18 protein-coding genes and 1 tRNA gene are annotated in these 23,021 nt (G+C 72.5%); 18 read left to right on the forward strand and 1 reads right to left on the reverse strand.

Annotated features, from left to right (window positions below):
- The first annotated feature begins 200 nt into the window (after positions 1-200).
- Positions 201-2,180 (forward strand): FAD-dependent monooxygenase, encoded by a 1,980-nt coding sequence (locus tag ACGF5T_RS03505; protein WP_366766144.1) that lies wholly within the window; start codon positions 201-203, stop codon positions 2,178-2,180.
- A gap of 140 nt (positions 2,181-2,320) precedes the next feature.
- Entirely contained in the window at positions 2,321-3,160 is an 840-nt protein-coding gene (locus tag ACGF5T_RS03510; RefSeq protein ID WP_366766145.1) for a patatin-like phospholipase family protein, read from the forward strand.
- A gap of 156 nt (positions 3,161-3,316) precedes the next feature.
- Here the strand turns inward: ACGF5T_RS03510 and ACGF5T_RS03515 are convergent.
- A tRNA-Arg gene (locus ACGF5T_RS03515) sits at positions 3,317-3,388 on the reverse strand.
- Positions 3,389-3,578: 190 nt separating this feature from the next.
- Here ACGF5T_RS03515 and ACGF5T_RS03520 point away from each other — a divergent pair.
- The 16 genes from ACGF5T_RS03520 to ACGF5T_RS03595 all read left to right on the forward strand — a co-directional run bounded on the left by ACGF5T_RS03520 (position 3,579) and on the right by ACGF5T_RS03595 (position 22,966).
- Complete coding sequence (locus ACGF5T_RS03520) at positions 3,579-4,043, forward strand: response regulator (protein WP_356604566.1); 465 nt, start codon at positions 3,579-3,581, stop codon at positions 4,041-4,043.
- Between the two features lie 89 nt (positions 4,044-4,132).
- The gene (gene nrtL / locus ACGF5T_RS03525) at positions 4,133-5,170 is read left to right on the forward strand and encodes an ArgS-related anticodon-binding protein NrtL (protein ID WP_366766146.1); all 1,038 of its coding nucleotides are present in this window, start codon (positions 4,133-4,135) and stop codon (positions 5,168-5,170) included.
- A gap of 18 nt (positions 5,171-5,188) precedes the next feature.
- Positions 5,189-6,580: a diaminopimelate decarboxylase gene (lysA, locus tag ACGF5T_RS03530; protein WP_366766147.1), complete on the forward strand. Its 1,392-nt coding sequence runs from the start codon at positions 5,189-5,191 to the stop codon at positions 6,578-6,580.
- A 163-nt stretch (positions 6,581-6,743) separates the two neighbouring features.
- Positions 6,744-8,036 carry a homoserine dehydrogenase gene (locus tag ACGF5T_RS03535; protein WP_356604742.1) on the forward strand — a complete coding sequence of 431 codons (1,293 nt, stop codon included), beginning with the start codon at positions 6,744-6,746 and terminating at the stop codon, positions 8,034-8,036.
- A 6-nt stretch (positions 8,037-8,042) separates the two neighbouring features.
- Positions 8,043-9,101: a threonine synthase gene (thrC, locus tag ACGF5T_RS03540; protein ID WP_356604572.1), complete on the forward strand. Its 1,059-nt coding sequence runs from the start codon at positions 8,043-8,045 to the stop codon at positions 9,099-9,101.
- 317 nt (positions 9,102-9,418) lie between these two features.
- Complete coding sequence (gene thrB / locus ACGF5T_RS03545) at positions 9,419-10,348, forward strand: homoserine kinase (RefSeq protein WP_356604574.1); 930 nt, start codon at positions 9,419-9,421, stop codon at positions 10,346-10,348.
- A gap of 412 nt (positions 10,349-10,760) precedes the next feature.
- Entirely contained in the window at positions 10,761-12,845 is a 2,085-nt protein-coding gene (rho, locus tag ACGF5T_RS03550; RefSeq protein ID WP_366766148.1) for a transcription termination factor Rho, read from the forward strand.
- Between the two features lie 209 nt (positions 12,846-13,054).
- Positions 13,055-14,818, forward strand: a complete 1,764-nt coding sequence (locus tag ACGF5T_RS03555; RefSeq protein WP_366766149.1) for a trypsin-like serine protease — start codon at positions 13,055-13,057, stop codon at positions 14,816-14,818.
- A gap of 346 nt (positions 14,819-15,164) precedes the next feature.
- Entirely contained in the window at positions 15,165-16,310 is a 1,146-nt protein-coding gene (locus ACGF5T_RS03560) for an LCP family protein (protein WP_361016709.1), read from the forward strand.
- Positions 16,311-16,469: 159 nt separating this feature from the next.
- Positions 16,470-16,694 carry a 50S ribosomal protein L31 gene (gene rpmE / locus ACGF5T_RS03565; protein WP_018571447.1) on the forward strand — a complete coding sequence of 75 codons (225 nt, stop codon included), beginning with the start codon at positions 16,470-16,472 and terminating at the stop codon, positions 16,692-16,694.
- Between the two features lie 108 nt (positions 16,695-16,802).
- On the forward strand, positions 16,803-17,879 hold the full coding sequence (prfA, locus tag ACGF5T_RS03570) for a peptide chain release factor 1 (RefSeq protein ID WP_356604582.1): 1,077 nt from the start codon (positions 16,803-16,805) through the stop codon (positions 17,877-17,879).
- 51 nt (positions 17,880-17,930) lie between these two features.
- Positions 17,931-18,776, forward strand: a complete 846-nt coding sequence (gene prmC / locus ACGF5T_RS03575; protein WP_356604584.1) for a peptide chain release factor N(5)-glutamine methyltransferase — start codon at positions 17,931-17,933, stop codon at positions 18,774-18,776.
- A 50-nt stretch (positions 18,777-18,826) separates the two neighbouring features.
- The gene (locus ACGF5T_RS03580; RefSeq protein WP_053137111.1) at positions 18,827-19,474 is read left to right on the forward strand and encodes an L-threonylcarbamoyladenylate synthase; all 648 of its coding nucleotides are present in this window, start codon (positions 18,827-18,829) and stop codon (positions 19,472-19,474) included.
- Complete coding sequence (locus tag ACGF5T_RS03585; protein ID WP_053137114.1) at positions 19,471-20,151, forward strand: low molecular weight phosphatase family protein; 681 nt, start codon at positions 19,471-19,473, stop codon at positions 20,149-20,151. The genes ACGF5T_RS03580 and ACGF5T_RS03585 overlap by 4 nt, the downstream gene beginning before the upstream one ends.
- Before the next feature lie 123 nt (positions 20,152-20,274).
- The gene (gene glyA / locus ACGF5T_RS03590; protein ID WP_366766172.1) at positions 20,275-21,531 is read left to right on the forward strand and encodes a serine hydroxymethyltransferase; all 1,257 of its coding nucleotides are present in this window, start codon (positions 20,275-20,277) and stop codon (positions 21,529-21,531) included.
- Between the two features lie 130 nt (positions 21,532-21,661).
- Entirely contained in the window at positions 21,662-22,966 is a 1,305-nt protein-coding gene (locus ACGF5T_RS03595; RefSeq protein WP_356604587.1) for an MraY family glycosyltransferase, read from the forward strand.
- Positions 22,967-23,021 lie beyond the last annotated feature (55 nt).

The raw sequence follows: 23,021 nt of genomic DNA on the forward strand, positions 1-23,021 counted from the left end.
TCGCGCGACGACGGTCCGACGCAGCGGCGCGCACGTCCCCCACCCACGCCTCGGGCGGGACGGCACGCGGCACGGCCGAGGACCCCGTCCGCCACGACGCGGGACGACGTCCGTCACGGCACGGGACGCGTCCGTCAGGAAGAAGGGCGACGTCCGTCACCGCAGCGGGCGCGCGTCCGTCACAACGGAGGACGAACGAGATGAACGAGAGAGCCGACCGGTCCGGTGGAGCCGCCCCCGCGGTCCACCGGGTCCCGGTCCTGATCGTCGGCGGGTCCCTGGTGGGCCTGTCGACCTCGGTCTTCCTGGGGAGGCTGGGCATCCGGCACACCCTGGTGGAACGTCACGCCGGCACCTCGATCCACCCCCGCGGGCGCGGCAACAACGTCCGCACGATGGAGATCTTCCGCGTCTCCGGCACCGAGCCGGACATCCGGAAGGCCGCCGCCACCCTCGCCGACAACCACGGCATCTTCCAGACGCCGACCCTCGTCGGCGACGCGGGAGAGTGGCTCTTCAAGGAGATGGACGCGGGAGGCGGCCTGGCCCGCTTCAGCCCCAGCTCCTGGTGCCTCTGCTCCCAGAACGACCTCGAACCCGAACTCCTCACCCACGCCACGAACCTCGGCGGCGACCTGCGCTTCGGCACCGAGCTGCTGTCCTTCGACGCGGACGCCGACGGGGTCACCGCCGTGGTCAAGAGCCGGGAGACCGGCGAGCACACCACCATCCGCGCCGACTACCTGGTGGCCGCCGACGGCCCCCGCAGCCCCGTCCGCGAGCAGCTCGGCATCGGCCAGAGCGGCCCCGGCGACCTCTTCCACAACGTCAGCATCACCTTCCGCTCCCGCCGCCTCGCCGACGTCGTGGGCGACCGCCGCTTCATCGTCTGCTACCTGACGAGCGAGGACGCCGACGGCGCCCTCCTGCCCGTGGACAACAAGGAGAACTGGGTCTTCCACGCTCCCTGGCACCCCGAACAGGGCGAAACCGTCGAGGACTTCACCGACGAGCGCTGCGCCGCCCACATCCGCCGCGCCATCGGCGCCGAGGACCTCGATGTCGAGATCACCGGCAAGGCCCCCTGGCACGCCGCCCAGCGCGTCGCCCGCAGCTACCGCTCGGGCCGCGTCCTGCTCGCCGGCGACTCCGCCCACGAGATGTCCCCCACCGGCGCCTTCGGCTCCAACACCGGTATCCAGGACGCCCACAACCTCGCCTGGAAACTCGCCGCGGTCCTGGAGGGCTGGGCGGGAGAAGGCCTCCTGGACACCTACGACGCGGAGCGCCGCCCGGTCGCGGAGGCCACCAGCGCCCGCGCCGCCGGCCGCTCGGTCGAACACAGCCACCCGGGCTTCGCGCCACCTCCGGGCATGGGGGGCGGCGGGCCGGGCGGCCCCGGCGGCCCGGGAGCTCCGGGCGGCGCTCCGGGCGGTCCTGCCGGCGCTCCGGGCGATCCTGGCGGCGCTCCGGGCGGTCCTGGCGGCGCCCCGGGTGGTCCTGGCGGGGGCCTGCGCGGTCCTGCCGGCGCTCCGAACGGTCCGGGCGGGGCTCCGGGCGGTCCGGGCGGGGCTCCGGGCGGTCCGGGTGGCGGATTCGGCGGCCCCGGTGGCGCGGCGAGTGGCCCTGGTGGCCCGGCCGGCAGCCCCGGTGGTCCTGTCGGCGGCCCGGGTGGACCCGGCGGCAGCCCGCAGCGCGGCATCCTCAACGTCGCCCTCGGCTACCGCTACCCTCAGGGCGCCGTGGTCGGCGCCGACCCGGCGACCCCGGTGGTGCCGGAGGGCCTCGACCTCACCGGCGCCCCCGGCAGCCGCGCCCCCCACCTCTGGCTCCGCCGCCGTGCCGACGACGCCCGCGTATCCACGCTGGACCTCTACGAGGACTCCCTGGTCCTGCTCAGCGACGCGGCCCAGGCCGCCGGCTGGCACGAGGCGGCGACCCACCTGGCGTCCGACCTGCGGGTACCGCTGAAGTCGTACCGCGTGGGCGGCAACCGGGAGGCCGACCTGAGCCCGGACGACGACGAGGACACCGACTGGGCGAGGGCCCACGGAGTCACCCGCGGCGGCGCCGTCCTGGTCCGCCCCGACGGCTTCGTGGCGTGGCGCTCCCCGGGCCCGGCCCCCGACCCGGAGTCGATGCTCCGCCAGGTCGTGAGGACGATGCTCTCTCTCGCGTGACCTGACACGCGACCACCTCGCACCCCAAACGTGGACCACTCCCCACTTACCTGCTAGCGTCGCGCCGGCAGGTGAACCGGGGAGTGGTCCCCGTTATGAGATCGATCCTCGAATCCCGGGAACGAGTCGGAGGGGCGGACATGGCGGACACGGCGCTGGTGCTGGGCGGAGGCGGCCTGACGGCGTACGCGTGGCAGGTCGGCGTACTGGCGGGACTGGCCGAGGCCGGGCTGGACCTCGGTGACGCCGACGTCCTGGCCGGCACGTCGGCCGGCTCCCTGCTCGCCCTCGACCTGGCCAGGGGATCGGCCCCGGCCGACCTCTACCGGGAGCAGGTCGAGCGCCAACGACCCATGATGGACGTGGACTTCACACTCACCATGACGGCCAGGTACCTGTGGGCCGCCCTCGGCTCGCGCGACCCCCGCACGGTGGTCAGGCGCCTGGGCCGGCTCGCCCTCTCGGTCCACGACGTCCCGGAGTCCGAGGTCCTCGAAGCCATCGCCCCGCACCTCCCCGTCCAGGACTGGCCGGAGCGCACCGTACGGCTCTTCGCGGTCGACGCCCTCACCGGCACACCCACCGCCTTCACCGCCGGCTCCGGCGTCGACCTGCTGCACGCCATGTCGGCCACCTGCGCGCTGCCGCCCCTGTTCCCGCCGATCACGATCGGCGAGGGCCGCTGGATGGACGGCGGCGTCCGCTCCACCACCAACGCCGACCTGGTCGACGACTGCGCCCGGGTCGTCGTCCTCGCCCCCATCCCCAAGGCGGCCGGAGCGACCCCGAGCGCGGCGAGCCAGGTCGCCTCCCTCACCGCGAACGGCACCCGAGCCACCCTCCTCACCCCCGACCGCACGTCCCGCCGCGCCTTCGGCCACAACCCCCTGAACGCCTCCCGCATCCCGGGCGCGGCCCGCGAAGGCCGACGCCAGGGCACGGACCAGGCCGATCGCATCCGCAGGGTCTGGCTCGGCTAGGTCGGCGAGCCGTTGCGAAGCCTTCGACACCAACGAGCCATTACGCCGTAATAACCAACGAACAGCTGCTCCCGGCGACATCCGTCTGCACACACACGAAGACCCCGGCTTCAGCGTTACCGCTGACGGCGGGGTCTTTAGGCACCTACTGCAAGGTGCCCCCGGCAGGATTCGAACCTGCGCACACGGCTCCGGAGGCCGTTGCTCTATCCCCTGAGCTACGGGGGCGTGTCCGTCGCGGTGGGTGTTGCTCGCGGCGACGGGTAGAACACTACCAGCTCCGCCGGGGTGTTCATGAACGGGTTTTCGCGGGTCGCGCCGCCTCCCGGGGGGTCGGGTGCGAGGGTGTCGTCCCCCGCGCGGGGTGGAAGTGGGGAAAACCCGGACGCGGTGGCCGGTCCGGACCTACTCTCGAGTTGTGCCTAGGGCGTCCGGCCGGATTCTTGTTGTCGACGACAACAAGGTCATCCGGCAGCTGATCAGGGTCAATCTCGAGCTCGAGGGGTTCGAGGTCGTGACCGCGGCCGATGGTGCCGAGTGTCTTGATGTCGTCCATCAGGTGCGGCCCGACGCCGTCACGCTGGACGTGGTCATGCCTCGCCTGGACGGGGTGAGAACCGCCGCTCGGCTGCGTGCCGATCCGCGTACGCGGGACCTTCCGATCGCCATCGTCAGCGCCAGCAGCCAGTACGAGGTCGACGCAGGGTTCGAGGCCGGGGTCGACGCCTTCCTGTCCAAGCCCTTCGAGCCCGCCGAGCTCGTGTCGCTCGTACGGCAGTTGGTGGAACGGCGGACGGCCCGGGGGAGTGCGGCCGCGTTGCGGTCGGTGCTCGGCGTGGCCGGGGAGAGCGAAGCGCCCGCGCGGGCCAAGCCGGCCGGGTGACCCCGCGCGTCCCTGCCGAGCGTCCACATCCCGGGACCGGGCCCAAACCGGCTCGCTCACCCACCCCCCTCCTCCCCTACGCTTGACCCGTGACCCCCGTAGAGCTCTCCCGTACCGTGCTGCACGCGGTGCGTCGCGCCGTCGACGCGGGTGAGCTGCACGTGAGCGTTCCGGCACGGGCCGTGGTCACCCCGCCGGGGCCCGGCGGATGCGGCGACTACGCCACCAACATCGCGCTCCAGCTGGCCCGGCCCGCCGGGCAGCCGCCGCTCCGGGTCGCCGAGGTGCTGCGGCCCTACCTCGTCGACGTCGACGGCATCACCGACGTCGTCCTCAGCGGGCCCGGGTTCCTCAACATCAGCCTGCACGGCGCCGCGCCCGCCGGTCTCGTCGAGGAGATCCTGCGGCGCGGGGCCCGGTACGGACACGCCGACGGGCCCGACGGAAGCGTCGCGCAGCTGCACTGCCCCGGGGACCTGCGGGCCGTGGTCGTCGCCGACGCCGCGGGGCGCGTCCTGCGGTCGCAGGGTGCGCTCGTGCGGGTCACCGCGGAGGCCGTCGAGCCCGAGTGGACCGCCGTCCTCGGGGTGCGCGTCGACGCGGTCGGCCCGGCACCCGCCGACCTGCCGGTGAACGTGCGGCCCGTCCCCGCCCCGGCGGACCCGCTGCCCCTCGGCCGGGACGCCGCCCGCTGGGCGCTGCTGCACCCCGCCGCCCACGACCGGCCCCGGATCGGCGACGAGCACCTCGCCCAGCGCGAGGAGAACCCCCTCTTCCGCGTGCGGTACGCCCACGCCCGCTCCCGCGCCGCAGCGCGCAACGCCGCCGACCTCGGGTTCGCCGCCGAAGCAGGGACGGTCGCGGACGCCCGGGACCTCACCGCCCTGCTCGCCGACCACCCCCGCGTCCTCGCCGCCGCGGCCGCGCACCGCGCCCCCGACCGGCTCGCCCGGCACCTCGTCACCGTCGCCGATGCCGCGCTGCCCTTCCTGCCCACCGTGCTGCCCCGCGGTGCGGAGAAACCCTCGGCCGCCCACCGCGCCCGGCTGGCCCTCGCCGAAGCCGTCGGGGCGGTGCTGGCCGGCGGCCTGTCCCTCCTCGGCATCGACGCACCCGACCACCTCTGAGAGAGCACAGAAGACGCCATGAGCCGTTCCGCACACCCCGCCGGGCCCCGTCACGCCGACGTCCTCACCGAGGGGCACTACTCCGCCCCGCCCGCCGACCTCAACGCCCTCGACCCCAAGGTGTGGGCCCAGACCGTCGAGCGCGACGCCGACGGTGTCGTCACCGTCGGCGGGCTGGCGGTCACGCAGCTCGCCGAGGAGTACGGCACCCCCGCCTACGTCCTCGACGAGGCCGACTTCCGGGCCCGGGCGCGGGCCTGGCGCACCGCCTTCGGGGCCGACGCCGACGTGTTCTACGCCGGCAAGGCGTTCCTGTCGCGTGCCGTCGTGCGGTGGCTGGACGAGGAGGGGCTCAACCTCGACGTGTGCTCGGGCGGCGAACTCGCCACCGCGCACTCCGCCGGGATGCCCGCCGAGCGCATCGCCTTCCACGGCAACAACAAGTCGCCGGAGGAGATCGAGCGGGCCGTCCGCGCCGACGTGGGGCGGATCGTGCTCGACTCCTTCCAGGAGATCGTGCGCGTCGCCCACATCGCCCAGTCGCTGGGCAAGCGGCAGCGCGTGCAGATCCGGGTCACCGTCGGGGTCGAGGCGCACACGCACGAGTTCATCGCCACCGCCCACGAGGACCAGAAGTTCGGCATCCCGCTGGCCGGCGGACAGGCGGCGGAGGCCGTGCGGCGGGCCCTCCAGCTCGACGGGCTGGAGGTCATCGGGATCCACTCGCACATCGGGTCGCAGATCTTCGACATGTCGGGCTTCGAGGTCGCCGCCCACCGGGTCGTGGGGCTGCTCAAGGACATCCGCGACGAGCACGGGGTCGAACTGCCCGAGATCGACCTCGGCGGCGGGCTCGGGATCGCGTACACGAGCGACGACGACCCCCGCGAGCCGCACGAGATCGCCAAGGCGCTGACCGAGATCGTCACCCGCGAGTGCGAGCGCGCGCGGCTGCGTACGCCCCGCATCTCCGTCGAGCCGGGGCGTGCCATCGTCGGGCCCACCGCCTTCACGCTGTACGAGGTCGGCACCGTCAAGCCGCTCGACGGGCTGCGCACCTACGTCTCCGTCGACGGCGGCATGTCGGACAACATCCGCACCGCGCTGTACGACGCCGAGTACAGCGTCGCCCTCGTCTCCCGCACCTCCGACGCCCAGCCCATGCTCGTCCGGGTCGTCGGGAAGCACTGCGAGAGCGGGGACATCGTCGTGAAGGACGCCTTCCTGCCGGGCGACCTGGCCCCCGGCGACCTCATCGCCGTACCCGCGACCGGCGCGTACTGCCGGTCCATGGCCAGCAACTACAACCACGTGCTGCGCCCGCCCGTCGTCGCCGTGCGGGACGGTGAGGCGCGGGTCATCGTGCGCCGGGAGACCGAGGAGGACCTGCTGCGTCTCGACGTCGGCTGAGTCCCGGCAGGTCACGCGCGGGGGCGAGGCGAGGCGGAAGATCTTTCGTCGTCCGCCCCTGCGAAAATGAAATAAACGTCTCACGATCCGGACGAAAGGCAGAAAATCCCGTCCGGTGCGTGAGACTGGTTCCACCGTAGACGGTATGAGGAAACGAGGTCGGATGATGCGTACGCGTCCGCTGAAGGTGGCGCTGCTGGGCTGTGGAGTGGTCGGCTCAGAGGTGGCGCGCATCATGACGACGCACGCCGACGACCTCGCCGCCCGGATCGGGGCCCCCGTGGAGCTCGCGGGTGTGGCCGTGCGCCGACCCGACCGGGTGCGGGAGGGCATCGACCCCGCCCTCGTCACCACCGACGCCACCGCCCTGGTCAAGCGCGGGGACATCGACGTGGTCGTCGAGGTCATCGGCGGCATCGAGCCCGCCCGGACGCTGATCACCACCGCCTTCGAGCACGGCGCCTCCGTCGTCTCCGCCAACAAGGCGCTCCTCGCCCAGGACGGCGCCGCCCTGCACGCCGCGGCGGGCGCGCACGGCAAGGACCTCTACTACGAGGCCGCCGTCGCCGGTGCCATCCCGCTGATCCGGCCGCTGCGCGAGTCCCTCGCCGGCGACAAGGTCAACCGGGTGCTCGGCATCGTCAACGGGACCACCAACTTCATCCTCGACGCCATGGACACCACCGGCGCCGGGTACCAGGAGGCGCTCGACGAGGCCACGGCCCTCGGGTACGCCGAGGCCGACCCGACCGCCGACGTGGAGGGCTTCGACGCCGCCGCCAAGGCCGCCATCCTCGCCGGCATCGCCTTCCACACGCGGGTGCGCCTCGACGACGTCTACCGCGAGGGCATGACCGAGGTCACCGCCGGCGACTTCGCCTCCGCCAAGGAGATGGGCTGCACCATCAAGCTGCTCGCCATCTGCGAGCGGGCGGCCGACGGCGGCTCCGTCACCGCGCGCGTGCACCCCGCGATGATCCCGCTCAGCCATCCGCTGGCCAACGTGCGCGGCGCCTACAACGCGGTCTTCGTGGAGTCCGACGCCGCCGGTCAGCTCATGTTCTACGGACCCGGTGCCGGCGGTTCGCCGACGGCCTCCGCCGTGCTCGGCGACCTCGTCGCCGTCTGCCGCAACCGGATCGGCGGCGCGACCGGCCCCGGCGAGTCCGCGTACGCCGCGCTGCCCGTCTCGCCGATGGGCGAGGTCGTCACGCGCTACCACATCAGCCTCGACGTGGCCGACAAACCGGGCGTGCTCGCCCAGGTCGCGACCGTGTTCGCGGAGCACGGTGTCTCCATCGACACCGTGCGGCAGTCCGGCAAGGACGGCGAGGCATCCCTCGTCGTCGTCACCCACCGCGCGTCCGACGCCGCCCTCGGCGGTACGGTCGAGGCGCTGCGCAAGCTCGACACCGTGCGGGGTGTCGCCAGCATCATGCGGGTTGAAGGAGAGTAACCAGCAATGACCCACCAGTGGCGCGGAATCATCGAGGAGTACCGGGACAGGCTGCCCGTCTCCGACAGCACGCCCGTCGTGACGCTCCGCGAGGGCGGCACGCCGCTCGTGCCCGCGCAGGTGCTCTCCGAGCGCACGGGCTGCGAGGTCCACCTCAAGGTCGAGGGGGCGAACCCGACCGGGTCCTTCAAGGACCGCGGTATGACCATGGCCATCAGCAAGGCCAAGGAGGAGGGCGCGCAGGCCGTCATCTGCGCGTCCACCGGCAACACCTCCGCCTCCGCCGCCGCGTACGGCGTGCGGGCCGGGATGGTCTCGGCGGTCCTCGTGCCGCAGGGCAAGATCGCCCTCGGCAAGATGGGCCAGGCCCTCGTGCACGGCGCGAAGATCCTCCAGGTCGACGGAAACTTCGACGACTGCCTGACCCTTGCCCGCGCGCTGAGCGACAACTACCCGGTGGCACTGGTCAATTCGGTCAACCCGGTGCGTATCGAGGGGCAGAAGACGGCCGCCTTCGAGATCGTCGACATGCTCGGCGACGCCCCCGACATCCACGTCCTGCCGGTCGGCAACGCGGGCAACATCACCGCGTACTGGAAGGGCTACAAGGAGTACGCCGCCGACAGGGTCAGCACGAAGGCGCCGCGCATGTGGGGCTTCCAGGCCTCCGGCAGCGCCCCGATCGTGCGCGGCGAGGTCGTCAAGGACCCCTCGACCATCGCGACCGCGATCCGGATCGGCAACCCCGCCTCGTGGGACTTCGCTCTCGCCGCGCGGGACGAGTCCGGCGGTGCCATCGACGAGGTGACGGACCGTGAGATCCTGCGCGCCTACCGGCTGTTGGCCTCCCAGGAGGGCGTCTTCGTCGAGCCCGCGTCCGCCGCGTCGGTGGCCGGCCTGCTGAAGGCGGCCGAGCAGGGCAAGGTCGACCCGGGGCAGCGGATCGTGTGCACCGTGACCGGCAACGGGCTCAAGGACCCGGACTGGGCCGTCGCCGGCGCTCCGCAGCCGGTCACCGTGCCGGTCGACGCGGCGACGGCGGCCGAGCGGCTCGGCCTGATCTAGGGCCGGGCCCGTCCCGCCGGCGCAAGAGGGCGTAAGCGCCGCCCGAGCGGGAAAGCCATGCACAGGGGGTGCACAGGGGGCTTACGACACGCATCGTGCGCCTCCTGTGCGCCCTATGTCGCCGAAGAACCTTCCTTCGATAGGCTGTACCGAACCCGCCCGCCGCATATGCCGCGGCGCCGCGCTGTCTCCGCGGTCGCAAGGCGGCCGGCCGCGGTCGGCAGGGATCGGCCGTTCGACAGGCAGCGGCGACCCGGGTTCCGTACGTCATCGAATGTCATTCGACAATCACGCAGCTCAAGGAGAGTCATCGAGCGATGGCCGGTCCAGCGTTCCGCGCCGCCGCCGTCAGGGTGCGCGTCCCCGCCACCAGCGCCAACCTCGGCCCGGGCTTCGACGCCCTGGGCCTCGCGCTGGGCTTGTACGACGACGTGGTCGTCCGGGTCGCCGACTCCGGGCTGCACATCGACATCGCGGGTGAGGGTGGCGAGACCCTCCCGCGCGACGAGAAACACCTGCTCGTACGGTCCCTGCGCACCGCCTTCGACCTCCTGGGCGGGCAGCCGCGGGGCCTGGAGATCGTCTGCGCCAACCGCATCCCGCACGGCCGCGGCCTCGGCTCCTCCTCCGCCGCCATCTGCGCCGGCATCGTCGCCGCCCGCGCGGTGACCATAGGCGGCGAGGCCCGGCTCGACGACGCCGCGCTGCTCGACCTCGCCACCGAGATCGAGGGCCACCCCGACAACGTGGCGGCCTGTCTGCTGGGCGGTTTCACCCTGTCCTGGATGGAGTCCGGCGCCGCCCGGGCGATCAGGATGGACCCCGCCGATTCCATCGTTCCGGTGGTTTTCGTGCCCGGGAAGCCGGTACTGACGGAGACCGCGCGCGGACTGCTCCCGCGCTCCGTCCCGCACGTCGACGCCGCCGCCAACGCCGGCCGTGCCGCGCTGCTCGTCGAGGCCCTGACCAGGCGCCCCGAGCTGCTGCTGCCGGCCACCGAGGACCGCCTGCACCAGGAGTACCGCGCCCCGGCCATGCCGGAGAGCGCGGCACTGGTGGAGAGGCTGCGCGGCGACGGCGTACCCGCGGTGATCTCGGGCGCCGGCCCCACGGTGATGGCACTGGCCGACGCCGACACGGCCGACAAGGTCGAGGCGCTGGCCGGCACGGAATGGGCGGCCAACCGGCTCGGCCTGGACCAGCAGGGCGCCTGCGTCCTGCCGCTGGCGACCTCCGGCGACACATAAAAAGCGTGCGGTTGCCGGATTTCGAGAGGGGGAATGTTTGTTGGATCCGGTAGTGTTAATCTCAAGTCTGCACCCGACCCCACCATGGCGAGGTGCCTCGTGTCCCCGTCCGGGACAGACATTCTTCCGGGAGCCCCCCAAGCCGCATTGTGTGGTGGACGCCGTACGTGATCAGTACGGCCGACACGGACACTGAGCGGCCCGTCGGGCACGTTTCGGAACCGGTGCGACCACGCCGCGTGACACAGACACTGGGTGCCACGGCCGGGGGGCGCGCCATCACCAGATATCTCTTCCGCCGTTCAGGCGGACCACCGCCCCGGCACGGTTCACACAGCAAGAACCGAAGCCGGACAGCACAACCGGTCGCCGAGCCAGACAGGCCGACGTCCGCTCCAGGGAAGGACCCTTCGTGAGCGACACCACCGATCTGATGGGCGCACGTGTCGAGGAGACCGCTGCCGCGCCCGCCACGGACGCCTCCGCGCCTGCCACCGGTGCCGGCTCCCGGCGGCGCCGTGGTACCGGCCTCGAGGGCATGGTGCTGGCCGAGCTGCAGCAGGTCGCATCCGGCCTCGGCATCAGGGGCACCGCGCGGATGCGCAAGAGCCAGCTGATCGAGGTCATCAAGGAGGCGCAGGCCGCCGGGGGAGCCCCCGCCAAGGCCGCGCCCGCCGCCGCGGACGCCGCCGGCGAGACCAAGCCGAAGCGCCGCAGCACCTCCCGGTCGCGTACGGGCGACGAGGCCCCCGCCGACAAGGCGGAGAAGGCCGGCAAGGCCGAGAAGAAGGCCGACAGGACGGCCGCCGACAAGGCCGCCCAGCAGCAGATCGACATCCCCGGCCAGCCGTCGCCCAAGGTCTCGGCCTCGGCCGAGCAGGCCGGCGCCCCCGCCGACGACGCCCCCTCCGAGCGCCGTCGTCGCCGGGCCACCGCCGACGCGGGCAGCCCGTCCGCGGCCACCGACGCCGTGGCCGTCGAGACCCGGAGCGAGCCCAAGGGCGAGTCGTCGGCCCAGCAGCAGGGCCAGGGCGACGCCCGCTCCGACAGCGAGGGCGAGGGCCGCCGTCGCGACCGCCGGGACCGCGGGGACCGCGAGCGTGGCGGCGACCGCGACCGCGACCGCGGCGACCGTGGACGCGACCGCGACCGCCGGGGCAAGGGCGACGACCAGCAGAACCAGGGCGGTCAGCGCCAGCAGCAGGGCGGCGGCCGTCAGGACCGTCAGCAGCAGCGGGCCGACGAGGACGGGGACGACTTCGAGGGCGGCCGCCGTGGCCGTCGCGGCCGCTACCGCGACCGCCGTGGCCGCCGCGGGCGCGACGAGATCCAGCAGGAGCCGCAGATCAACGAGGACGACGTCCTCATCCCGGTCGCCGGCATCCTCGACATCCTCGACAACTACGCGTTCATCCGGACCTCCGGCTACCTGCCCGGCCCCAACGACGTGTACGTCTCCCTCGCCCAGGTCCGCAAGAACGGCCTGCGCAAGGGCGACCACGTCACCGGTGCCGTGCGCCAGCCCAAGGAGGGCGAGCGCCGCGAGAAGTTCAACGCGCTGGTGCGCCTGGACTCCGTCAACGGCATGGCGCCCGAACACGGCCGCGGGCGGCCGGAGTTCAACAAGCTGACCCCGCTGTACCCGCAGGACCGCCTGCGTCTGGAGACGGACCCCGGGGTCCTCACCACCCGCATCATCGACCTCGTCGCGCCCATCGGTAAGGGCCAGCGCGGTCTGATCGTGGCCCCGCCGAAGACCGGCAAGACCATGATCATGCAGGCGATCGCCAACGCGATCACGCACAACAACCCCGAGTGCCACCTGATGGTCGTCCTGGTCGACGAGCGTCCGGAAGAGGTCACCGACATGCAGCGGTCGGTGAAGGGCGAGGTCATCTCCTCGACCTTCGACCGCCCGGCCGAGGACCACACCACGGTCGCCGAGCTGGCCATCGAGCGCGCCAAGCGCCTGGTGGAGCTGGGTCACGACGTCGTCGTGCTGCTCGACTCGATCACCCGTCTGGGCCGCGCGTACAACCTCGCCGCCCCGGCCTCCGGCCGCATCCTGTCCGGTGGTGTCGACTCGACCGCCCTGTACCCGCCGAAGCGCTTCTTCGGTGCGGCCCGCAACATCGAGGACGGCGGCTCGCTGACCATCCTCGCCACCGCCCTGGTGGACACCGGGTCCCGCATGGACGAGGTCATCTTCGAGGAGTTCAAGGGCACCGGCAACGCCGAGCTCAAGCTCGACCGGAAGCTCGCCGACAAGCGCATCTTCCCCGCGGTGGACGTCGACGCGTCCGGCACCCGCAAGGAGGAGATCCTGCTCGGCAGCGACGAGCTCGCCATCACCTGGAAGCTGCGCCGCGTGCTGCACGCGCTCGACCAGCAGCAGGCGATCGAGCTGCTCCTCGACAAGATGAAGCAGACCAAGTCGAACGCCGAGTTCCTGATGCAGATCCAGAAGACGACGCCCGCCCCGGGCAACGGCGACTAGGTTCACCGCCGGACGTCTCCAGGCACGGTCCGAAGTCCCGCTCCGTCACGCAGGTGACGGAGCGGGACTTCTGGCTTGTAAGATCAGCGCACTGCAGTGGGGGGGAACGTATTTTCGGATACGCCCACGGGGCGATCTGTGCTGCCTTCACCGGCCCGCGCCCCCGGGCCCTTCTCTCCTGCGAGCATTCACCGCGACAGGAGACCTGAGTGACCTCGACCTCTCGAAGAGCCCGCCTGGCTCTTCCCGCGGCCACCGCCGCACTCGCCCTGTCGGGCGCGGTCCTCGCGGCCGCCCCCGCCCAGGCGTCCGGTACGACGCCCTTCCCGCCCCAGCCGGCCGTCACCGAGCGGGCCCCCGCCTCCCAGGCGGAGCTGCTGGAGCGCGTGCAGGGCTCCGGGGCAACGCTCCCGGACGCCGCCGCCCCCGGACAGCCGAAGCCCGCCCAGGGCAGCGAGGCCCCGTCCGGCACCGTCGACCCGAAGATCATCGGCGGCACGAACGCGACCCTCGCCGAGGCCCCGTGGATGGTGCAGCTGCACTACTACGACGCGACCACGGACGAGGGCTACTTCTGCGGCGGCACCCTGATCGCCCCGGCGAAGGTCCTGACCGCCGCGCACTGCGTGTACGGCCTGGACTGGGCCCAGAACGGGGCGGTCGTCGCCGGCACGGCCCAGCTGCCCAGCGACGAGGGCGACCTGCACGGCGGCCGGGTCGCCGGCGTGTACCGCCAGTGGGTCAACCCCACCTACCGCCCGAGCACGACGTCCGGCGGCGACCTCGCGGTGCTGACGCTGAACGAGGCACTGCCGTACAAGACGCTCCGCACAACGTCGAGCGGCGACACCGCCTCCTACGCCAACGGCACCCCGGCGACGGTCTACGGCTGGGGCCGCACCAGCTCCACCAGTGAGGCCATCTCGCCGACGCTGAGGAAGGCGACCGTGCCCATGCGGTCGGACGCGGCCTGCACCTCGTACTGGGGCTCCGACTTCGTGGCCGGTCAGATGGCCTGCGCCGGGAACCCCGCCTCCGGCCAGGACGCCGGCACGGTCTCCCCGTGCAACGGGGACTCCGGCGGCCCGCTGGTGGTCAACGGCCGGATCGCCGGCGTCGTGTCCTGGGGCGTCAAGAACTGCGTCGCCTCCGGCGCCTACGGCGTGTACGCCAAGACCCGCACCTACGTCGGCGACATCAACGCCCGCGTCGACGACAGCGACCTCGACTTCGACGGTCTCGCGGACCTTATCGTGCGCACGCCCGGCGGAGAGGCCTACGAGTACTCCTCGTTCGGCGACCGGGCGCCCTACCTGGGCGACCGCGTCGGGCTGGGCGACTGGAGCGGGGTGAACCTGATGCGCCAGGCGGACCTGAACCGCGACTCGTACCAGGACTACCTGTACCGCGCCACGGACGGTGTGCTGTACAACTTCGCGTTCAACGGGTCCGACCGCTTCGAGGAGATCCGCGTCGGCGGCGGCTGGAACGCGATGAAGGACCTGCGGGTGCCGGGCGACCTGTCCGGCGACGCGCTGCCCGACCTGGTCGCCAAGGACAAGGACGGCGTCCTGTGGCTCTACCCCGGCAAGGGCGACAGCACGTTCGGCACCCGCGCGCGGATCGGCGGCGGCTGGGGCACGTACACGATCACCGGCACGGGTGACTACAACCGCGACGGCAGGGCCGACCTGCTGGCGCGGGACGGCTCGGGCGTCCTGTGGCTGTACCCGGGCACCGGCAAGGCCTCCCCGGCGCTCGGCACCCGCGTCCGGGTCGGCGGCGGCTGGTCCGCGTACAACGCCCTCACCACCGCCGGCGACAGCACCGGCGACGGCAGGCCCGACCTGCTGGCCAGGGACACCTCCGGCGTGCTGTGGCTGTACAAGGGCACCGGCGGCACGGGCGCCGCGACGTTCAAGGCCCGCGTCAAGGTCGGCGGCGGCTGGGGAGCGTTCAACCTCTTCGGCTGATCCCGCCCGGACCTCCCGTCCGCCCACCAGGGGCCGCCTCCATCCCTCCGGAGGCGGCCCTTCGCGTTGCGATCTTCGCCACACGGCCGGTTCCCGCGCCCGGCCCCGGGTACCCGGATGCGCTCCGGCGGCTTCCCAGGTCAGCGGAGCGGACCACCGTCCGCCGAGTACGCTGCGTGACCGCTTCCCCACCCGACCGCCACAGACCGTTGTGCAACCCTGTCCCGAGTTCCGCCGTCTCCACAACGGAGGGACGATGGTGAGGTACCGGCACAAACCCGCCGGAACCGACCGCCCCGACCCTGAGCGCAGGGGGTAACCGACCGGACGAACACCCGAGGAGCCCATGTCCGCCGAGAGCACGCCCGAGCATCCGATACCCGGTCCCGGGGACCCCGACGGTCCCGGACCCCGCCGCCGGGGCAAGGGCCGCCGCCGCAGGCCGCGCGCCGGACGGCGCAAGGCACTGCTCGTCGCGGCCTGGAGCGCCGCGGGCATCGTGGTCCTGGGCGGCACCGGCGCGGGCGTCCTGTACTTCAAGCTCAACGGCAACCTGACGAGCGTCGACATCGACCAGGTCCTCGGCGCCGACCGCCCCGAGAAGGCCGACGACGGCTCCGAGAACATCCTGGTCCTCGGCTCGGACACCCGCTCCGGCGGCAACGGCGAACTCGGCGGCGGCACCGACGACGGCACCGCCCGCTCCGACACGGCGATGATCGTGCACGTCCACAAGGGCCACAAGAAGGCCAGCGTGGTCTCCGTACCGCGCGACACCCTCATCGACCGCCCCGCCTGCACCGGCGCCGACGGCACCGAGCACCCCGCCGCCCACGAGGTGATGTTCAACTCCGCCTACGCCACCGGCGGCGCCCCCTGCGCCGTGAAGACCGTCGAGTCGGTCAGCGGCCTGCGCATGGACCACTACCTGGAGGTCGACTTCAGCGGCTTCCAGAAGCTCATCGACGACCTCGGCGGCGTCGACGTCACCACCACCGAGGCCATCCGGGACCCCGACAGCCACCTCGACCTGGCCGCCGGCACCCACACCCTCGACGGCGAGCAGGCCCTCGGCCTGGTCCGCACCCGGCACGGCGTCGGCGACGGCTCCGACCTCGGCCGCATCCAGCTCCAGCAGGCCTTCGTCAAGGCCCTGGTCGCCCAGGTCAAGGACGTCGGCCTGCTCGGCAACCCCAAGAAGCTGTACGACGTCGCCGACACCGCCACCAAGACCGTCACCACCGACTCCGACCTGGGCTCGGTGAACTCCCTGATGTCCTTCGCGAGCGGCCTGAAGGGCATCGACGCCTCGAACATGAACATGGTCACGATGCCGGTCCGGTACGACCCCGCGGACGCCAACCGCGTCCTGGTCGCCGAGGACCAGGCCCGCCAGGTGTGGGACGCCCTGAAGAACGACCGGCCGATCCCGCGGAGCGCCACCGAGGGGACGGCGACCGGTGGGGCCAAGGATGTCGTGACCGCCTCCTGACCGCCTCCCGGCCACCTCCTGACAGCGGGGGGAATAGACGGCCCCCGCCCCCGGTTTTGGGGGATGGCCCCAGTCCTGGCAGACTGGTACGTCGGCTCCGGTTCACGCTCCCGCATCCCGCGGCGGCGACCCGGCGCCCTCCCGAACCTAGGAGACACCTTGAAGCGCGACATCCACCCCGAGTACGTCGAGACGCAGGTCAGCTGCACCTGTGGCGCGTCGTTCACCACCCGCAGCACCATCGACTCCGGCACCATCCGCGCCGAGGTCTGCTCCGAGTGCCACCCGTTCTACACGGGCAAGCAGAAGATCCTCGACACCGGTGGCCGTGTGGCCCGCTTCGAGGCCCGCTTCGGCAAGGCTGCCGCCGGCTCCAAGAAGTAGCGAGCCCCCAATCGCCGGTCCACGGCCGCGCCCCCAGCCGGGGGAGCGCCGGGACCGGCGTTTTTGGTCGCCCGCCTTCCCCTTCCCAAGCAGTAGCAGGAGCCCCAGATGTTCGAGGCCGTCGAGGAACTCGTCGTTGAGCACGCCGACCTGGAGAAGAAGCTCGCCGACCCGTCGGTCCACGCCGACCAGGCCAACGCGCGCAAGCTGAACAAGCGGTACGCCGAGCTGACCCCGATCGTCGCCACGTTCCGCTCCTGGAAGCAGACCGGCGACGACATGGAGACCGCGCGCGAGTTCGCCGCCGACGACCCCGACTTCGCCGCCGAGGTCAAGGAGCTGGACAAGCAGCGCGAGCAGCTCACCGAGAAGCTCCGCCTGCTGCTCGTCCCGCGCGACCCCAGCGACGACAAGGACGTCATCCTGGAGATCAAGGCGGGCGCGGGCGGCGACGAGTCGGCCCTCTTCGCCGGCGACCTGCTGCGCATGTACCTGCGGTACGCCGAGCGGGTCGGCTGGAAGACCGAGATCATCGACGCCACCGAGTCCGAGCTGGGCGGCTACAAGGACGTCCAGGTCGCCGTGAAGACCAAGGGCGGCCAGGGCGCCACCGAGCCCGGCCAGGGCGTCTGGGCCCGCCTGAAGTACGAGGGCGGCGTGCACCGCGTGCAGCGCGTGCCGGCCACCGAGTCCCAGGGCCGTATCCACACCTCCGCGGCCGGCGTGCTGGTCACGCCCGAGGCCGAGGAGATCGACGTCGAGATCAACCCCAACGACCTGCGCATCGACGTCTACCGGTCCTCCGGCCCCGGCGGCCAGTCCGTCAACACCACCGACTCCGCCGTGCGCATCACGCACATCCCGACCGGAGTCGTCGCCTCCTGCCAGAACGAGAAGAGCCAGCTGCAGAACAAGGAGCAGGCGATGCGTATCCTGCGCTCCAGGCTGCTCGCGGCGGCGCAGGAGGAGGCGGAGAAGGAGGCCGCGGACGCCCGGCGCAGCCAGGTCCGCACCGTCGACCGCTCCGAGAAGATCCGCACCTACAACTACCCGGAGAACCGCATCTCCGACCACCGCGTCGGCTTCAAGGCGTACAACCTGGACCAGGTCCTGGACGGCGACCTCGACTCGGTGATCCAGGCCTGCGTCGACGCGGACTCGGCGGCCAAGCTCGCCGCCGCCTAGGCACCCTCGCACCACCCGCACCGGACCCCAGCTCAGCCCCGGAGGACCAGCGTGAACCTGCTGCTCATGGAGGTGGCCCAGGCCACCCAGCGGCTGGCCGACGCCGGCGTGCCCTCGCCGCGCACCGACGCGGAGGAGCTCGCCGCGTACCTGCACGGCGTCAAGCGGGGCGAGCTGCACACCGTGCCGGACGCGGACTTCGACGCCCGGTACTGGGAGGTCGTCGCCCGCCGCGAGGCGCGCGAGCCGCTCCAGCACATCACCGGCCGCGCCTACTTCCGCTACCTGGAGCTCCAGGTCGGCCCCGGTGTCTTCGTGCCCCGCCCCGAGACCGAGTCGGTCGTCGGGTGGGCCATAGACGCCGTGCGCGCCATGGACGTCGTCGAGCCCTGCATCGTCGACCTGTGCACCGGCTCGGGCGCCATCGCGCTCGCCCTCGCCCAGGAGGTGCCGCGCTCGCGCGTGCATGCCGTGGAGCTGTCCGAGGACGCCCTCAAGTGGACGCGCAAGAACATGGAGGGGTCCAGGGTCGAGCTGCGCCAGGGCGACGCCCTGACGGCCTTCCCGGACCTCGACGGTCAGGTCGACCTGGTCGTCTCCAACCCGCCGTACATCCCGCTCACCGAATGGGAGTACGTCGCCCCCGAGGCCCGCGACCACGATCCGCAGATGGCGCTGTTCTCCGGCGAGGACGGCCTCGACCTGATCCGCGGCCTGGAGCGCACCGCCCACCGCCTGCTGCGCCCCGGCGGGGTCGTCGTCGTCGAGCACGCCGACACCCAGGGCGGCCAGGTGCCGTGGATCTTCACCGAGGAGCGGGGCTGGGCCGACGCGGCCGACCACCCCGACCTCAACAAACGCCCCCGCTTCGCGACCGCCCGCAAGGCGCTCCCGTGAGCACCACCCCGACTTCGACCCCGCAGTACGTGTACGAGGAGGCCCGCTAAATGGCACGGCGATACGACACCAACGACGCGACCGACCGTGTGACCGGTCTGCGCGAGGCCGCCTCCGCCGTGCGCCGGGGCGAGCTCGTGGTGCTGCCGACGGACACCGTGTACGGCATCGGCGCCGACGCCTTCACCGGGGAGGCCGTCGCCGACCTGCTGGACGCCAAGGGCCGGGGCCGCAACATGCCCACGCCCGTCCTCATCGGCTCGCCGAACACCCTGCACGGCCTGGTCACCGACTTCTCCGAGCTGGCCTGGGAGCTGGTCGACGCCTTCTGGCCGGGCGCGCTCACCCTGGTCGCCAAGCACCAGCCGTCCCTCCAGTGGGACCTCGGCGACACCCGCGGCACGGTCGCCGTCCGCATGCCGCTGCACCCCGTCGCCATCGAGCTGCTCACCGAGGTCGGCCCGATGGCCGTCTCCTCCGCCAACCTCACCGGCCACCCGGCGCCCGAGGACTGCGACGCCGCCCAGCAGATGCTCGGCGACTCCGTCTCCGTCTACCTCGACGGCGGCCCCACCCCCGGCAACGTCCCGTCGTCCATCGTCGACGTCACCCGCGAGGTGCCCGTGCTGCTGCGCGCGGGCGCCTTGTCGGCCGAGGAACTGCGCAAGGTGGTACCCGACCTCGAGGTGGCGAATTGACGGCCCCTGGGACGGGGCGTGGCATAGGCAGCGCAGAACGCGCCGCGGAGATCACGACGACGTTCGTCGGGCTTCCGCGCGACAGCTTCCGCATCCTCCACGTCAGCACCGGAAACGTCTGCCGCTCACCCATCACCGAGCGGCTGACCCGGCATTTCGTGACGGAGCGGCTCGGCGTGCTCGGCGGCGGCCTGATCGTGGAGAGCGCCGGCACCTGGGGCCACGAGGGCGCCCCCATGGAGGCGAACGCGGAGACCGTCCTCGCGGACTTCGGCGCGGACGCGGCCGGCTTCACCGGACGTGAGCTGCTCGACGAGCACGTGATCCGCGCGGACCTGGTGCTGACCGCGACGCGGGACCACCGCGCCCAGGTCATCTCCATGGGGCACTCGGCGGGGCTGCGCACCTTCACCCTCAAGGAGTTCACCCGCCTGGTGAACGCCATCGACCCGGCCACCCTGCCCTCCCTGGACGAGGGCGTGGTCACGCGCGCGCGGGCCCTGGTACGGGCCGCGGCGGCGCTGCGCGGCTGGCTGCTGGCACCGACGGCGGAGGCCGACGAGGTCTACGACCCGTACGGGGCGCCGCTGCCCTTCTTCCGGTCGATCGGCGACGAGATACACCAGGCCCTCGATCCCGTGGTGACGGCGCTGACGGGGGTCGCGGCGCGGACGTGACGGGCGCCGCCGAGGACGGCCGCCCCGGCGGGCACCGCCTGGATGCGCGGCACCTCGGGCGGCCTCGGCGCCCCGGGCCTACATTGGTCGTACGTCACCGTCGACGCACGCCCGGAGCGCACCATGTCGGTCACCCACGACGTCCTCGAGGCCGATGACAGCGGGCTCGGTGTCCTGCTGCGCCAGGATCACGAGCTGGCCGAGATCCTGCTCGCCGAAGGGCGCCGCCAGTCGACGACCCTCCAGCTGATCGCCGCGGAGAACTTCACGTCCCCCGCCGTGCTGGCCGCCCTCGGCTCCCCGCTGGCCAACAAGTACGCCGAGGGCTACCCCGGCGCCCGGCACCACGGCGGCTGCGAGATCGCCGACGCCGCCGAGCGGCTCGCCGTGGAGCGCGCCCGGTCCCTCTTCGGCGCCGAGCACGCCAACGTGCAGTCCCACTCCGGCTCCTCCGCCGTGCTGGCCGCCTACGCCGCGCTGCTGCGCCCCGGCGACACGGTCCTCGCCCTGGGCCTGCCGTACGGCGGGCACCTCACGCACGGCTCGCCCGGCAACTTCTCGGGCCGCTGGTTCGACTTCGTCGGCTACGGCGTGGACGCGGAGACCGGGCTGATCGACCACGACCAGGTGCGCGCCCTGGCCCGCACGCACCGCCCCAAGGCGATCGTGTGCGGCTCCATCGCCTACCCCCGCCACCTCGACTACGCCGCCTTCCGCGAGGTCGCCGACGAGGTGGGCGCCTACCTCATCGCGGACGCCGCCCACCCCATCGGGCTGGTCGCGGGGGGAGCGGCGCCCAGTCCGGTGCCGTACGCCGACATCGTGTGCGCCACCACGCACAAGGTGCTGCGCGGTCCGCGCGGCGGCATGATCCTCTGCGGGAGCGACCTGGCCGAGCGGGTCGACCGGGCCGTGTTCCCGTTCACCCAGGGCGGCGCGCAGATGCACACCATCGCCGCCAAGGCCGTCGCGTTCGGCGAGGCGGCAACCCCGGCCTTCGCCGCGTACGCCCATCAGGTGATCGCCAACGCCCGCTCCCTCGCGGCCCATCTGGCCGTCGAGGGCCTGGTCGTCACCACCGGCGGCACCGACACCCACCTGCTGACCGTCGACCCGGCGCCGCTCGGGGTCGACGGCAGGACCGCGCGGGGACGGCTCGCGGCCGCCGGCATCGTCCTGGACTGCTGCGCGCTGCCGCACGGCGACGCCCGCGGGCTGCGCCTGGGCACGGCGGCCCTGACCACGCAGGGCATGGGGGAGCGGGAGATGCGGGCGGTCGCCACGCTGCTCGCCGAGGTGCTGCGGGGCGGCACGGACGCGGTCACGGCCAGGGACGACGTACGGCAGCTGGTCGCGGAATTCCCTCCGTACCCGGAGTGAGGCAGGGTAGGGGCACGCGTGTGCACCGCCACACGTGCAACCATCGTCGCTACCCGGAAGTCCTCAACCGTATGCGCTCATCGCTAGGGTGTGGGGCTGGGAATGGCCAGCGAGACCTGTGGGGAAGCCCGTGCGTGAATACCTGCTGACGCTCTGCGTCACGGCCGCGGTGACGTATCTGCTGACAGGGCCGGTACGGAAGTTCGCGATCGTGGCGGGGGCGATGCCGGAGATCCGGGCACGTGACGTGCACCGGGAGCCCACTCCGCGCCTCGGCGGGATCGCGATGTTCTTCGGGTTGTGCGCGGGCCTGCTGGTCGCCGACCACCTCACCAACCTCAGCGAGGTCTTCGAGAACTCCAACGAGCCGCGCGCCCTGCTCTCCGGCGCGGCGCTGATCTGGCTGATCGGCGTCCTGGACGACAAGTTCGAGATCGACGCCCTGATCAAGCTGGGCGGGCAGATGATCGCCGCCGGCGTGATGGTGGTGCAGGGTCTGACGATCCTGTGGATCCCCGTCCCCGGCGTCGGCAACGTGGCACTGACCCAGTGGCAGGGCACCCTGCTGACGGTGGCGCTGGTCGTCATCACCATCAACGCGGTCAACTTCGTGGACGGCCTGGACGGCCTGGCGGCGGGCACGGTGTGCATCGCGGCGGCGGCGTTCTTCATGTACGCCTACCGGATCTGGTACTCGTACGGCATCGAGGCGGCCGCCCCGGCGACGCTGTTCGCGGCCATCCTCATGGGCATGTGCCTGGGCTTCCTGCCGCACAACATGCACCCCGCCCGGATCTTCATGGGCGACTCCGGCTCGATGCTGATCGGCCTCGTGCTGGCGGCGGGCGCGATCTCGGTGACGGGACAGGTCGACCCGGACGCCATGCGGCTGTTCTCCGGTTCCGAGCGCAACACCGTGCACCAGATGGTGCCGGTCTACATCCCGCTGCTGATGCCGCTGACCATCATCGCCATCCCGGCCGCCGACCTGATCCTGGCGATCGTGCGGCGCACCTGGCGGGGGCAGTCGCCGTTCGCCGCGGACCGGGGGCACCTGCACCACCGGCTGCTGGAGATCGGGCACTCGCACAGCCGCGCGGTGCTGATCATGTACTTCTTCTCGGCGCTCATCGCCTTCGGCGCCCTGGCCTTCTCGGTGAACGCGGCTTCCATGTGGATCGTGCTGGGCGTCGTCTTCCTGAGCGCGATCGGCCTGGTCCTGCTCCTGCTGCCGCGCTTCACGCCGCGCGCCCCGCGCTGGGCCGAGCACTTCGTGCCGCCGCGCTACCGGCGCCGCAAGGCCGTCGCCGCCGAGACCGCGCCCGCCGTGGTCGCGGACGAGGGCGGGGGCGAGGACGAACGCGTGCCGGTCGCCGCCGGGGTCTCGGGCGTCAACGGGGCGACCGCCGTCGGCCCCCGTTCGCGCGCAAGGTAAGAATCTGACGAGAGCATTGCCAACGCGTGGGGGAACGAAGTGCCCCATTACCAGA

The sequence above is a fragment of the Streptomyces sp. NPDC047853 genome, from assembly GCF_043204535.1.
Taxonomy (GTDB): domain Bacteria; phylum Actinomycetota; class Actinomycetes; order Streptomycetales; family Streptomycetaceae; genus Streptomyces.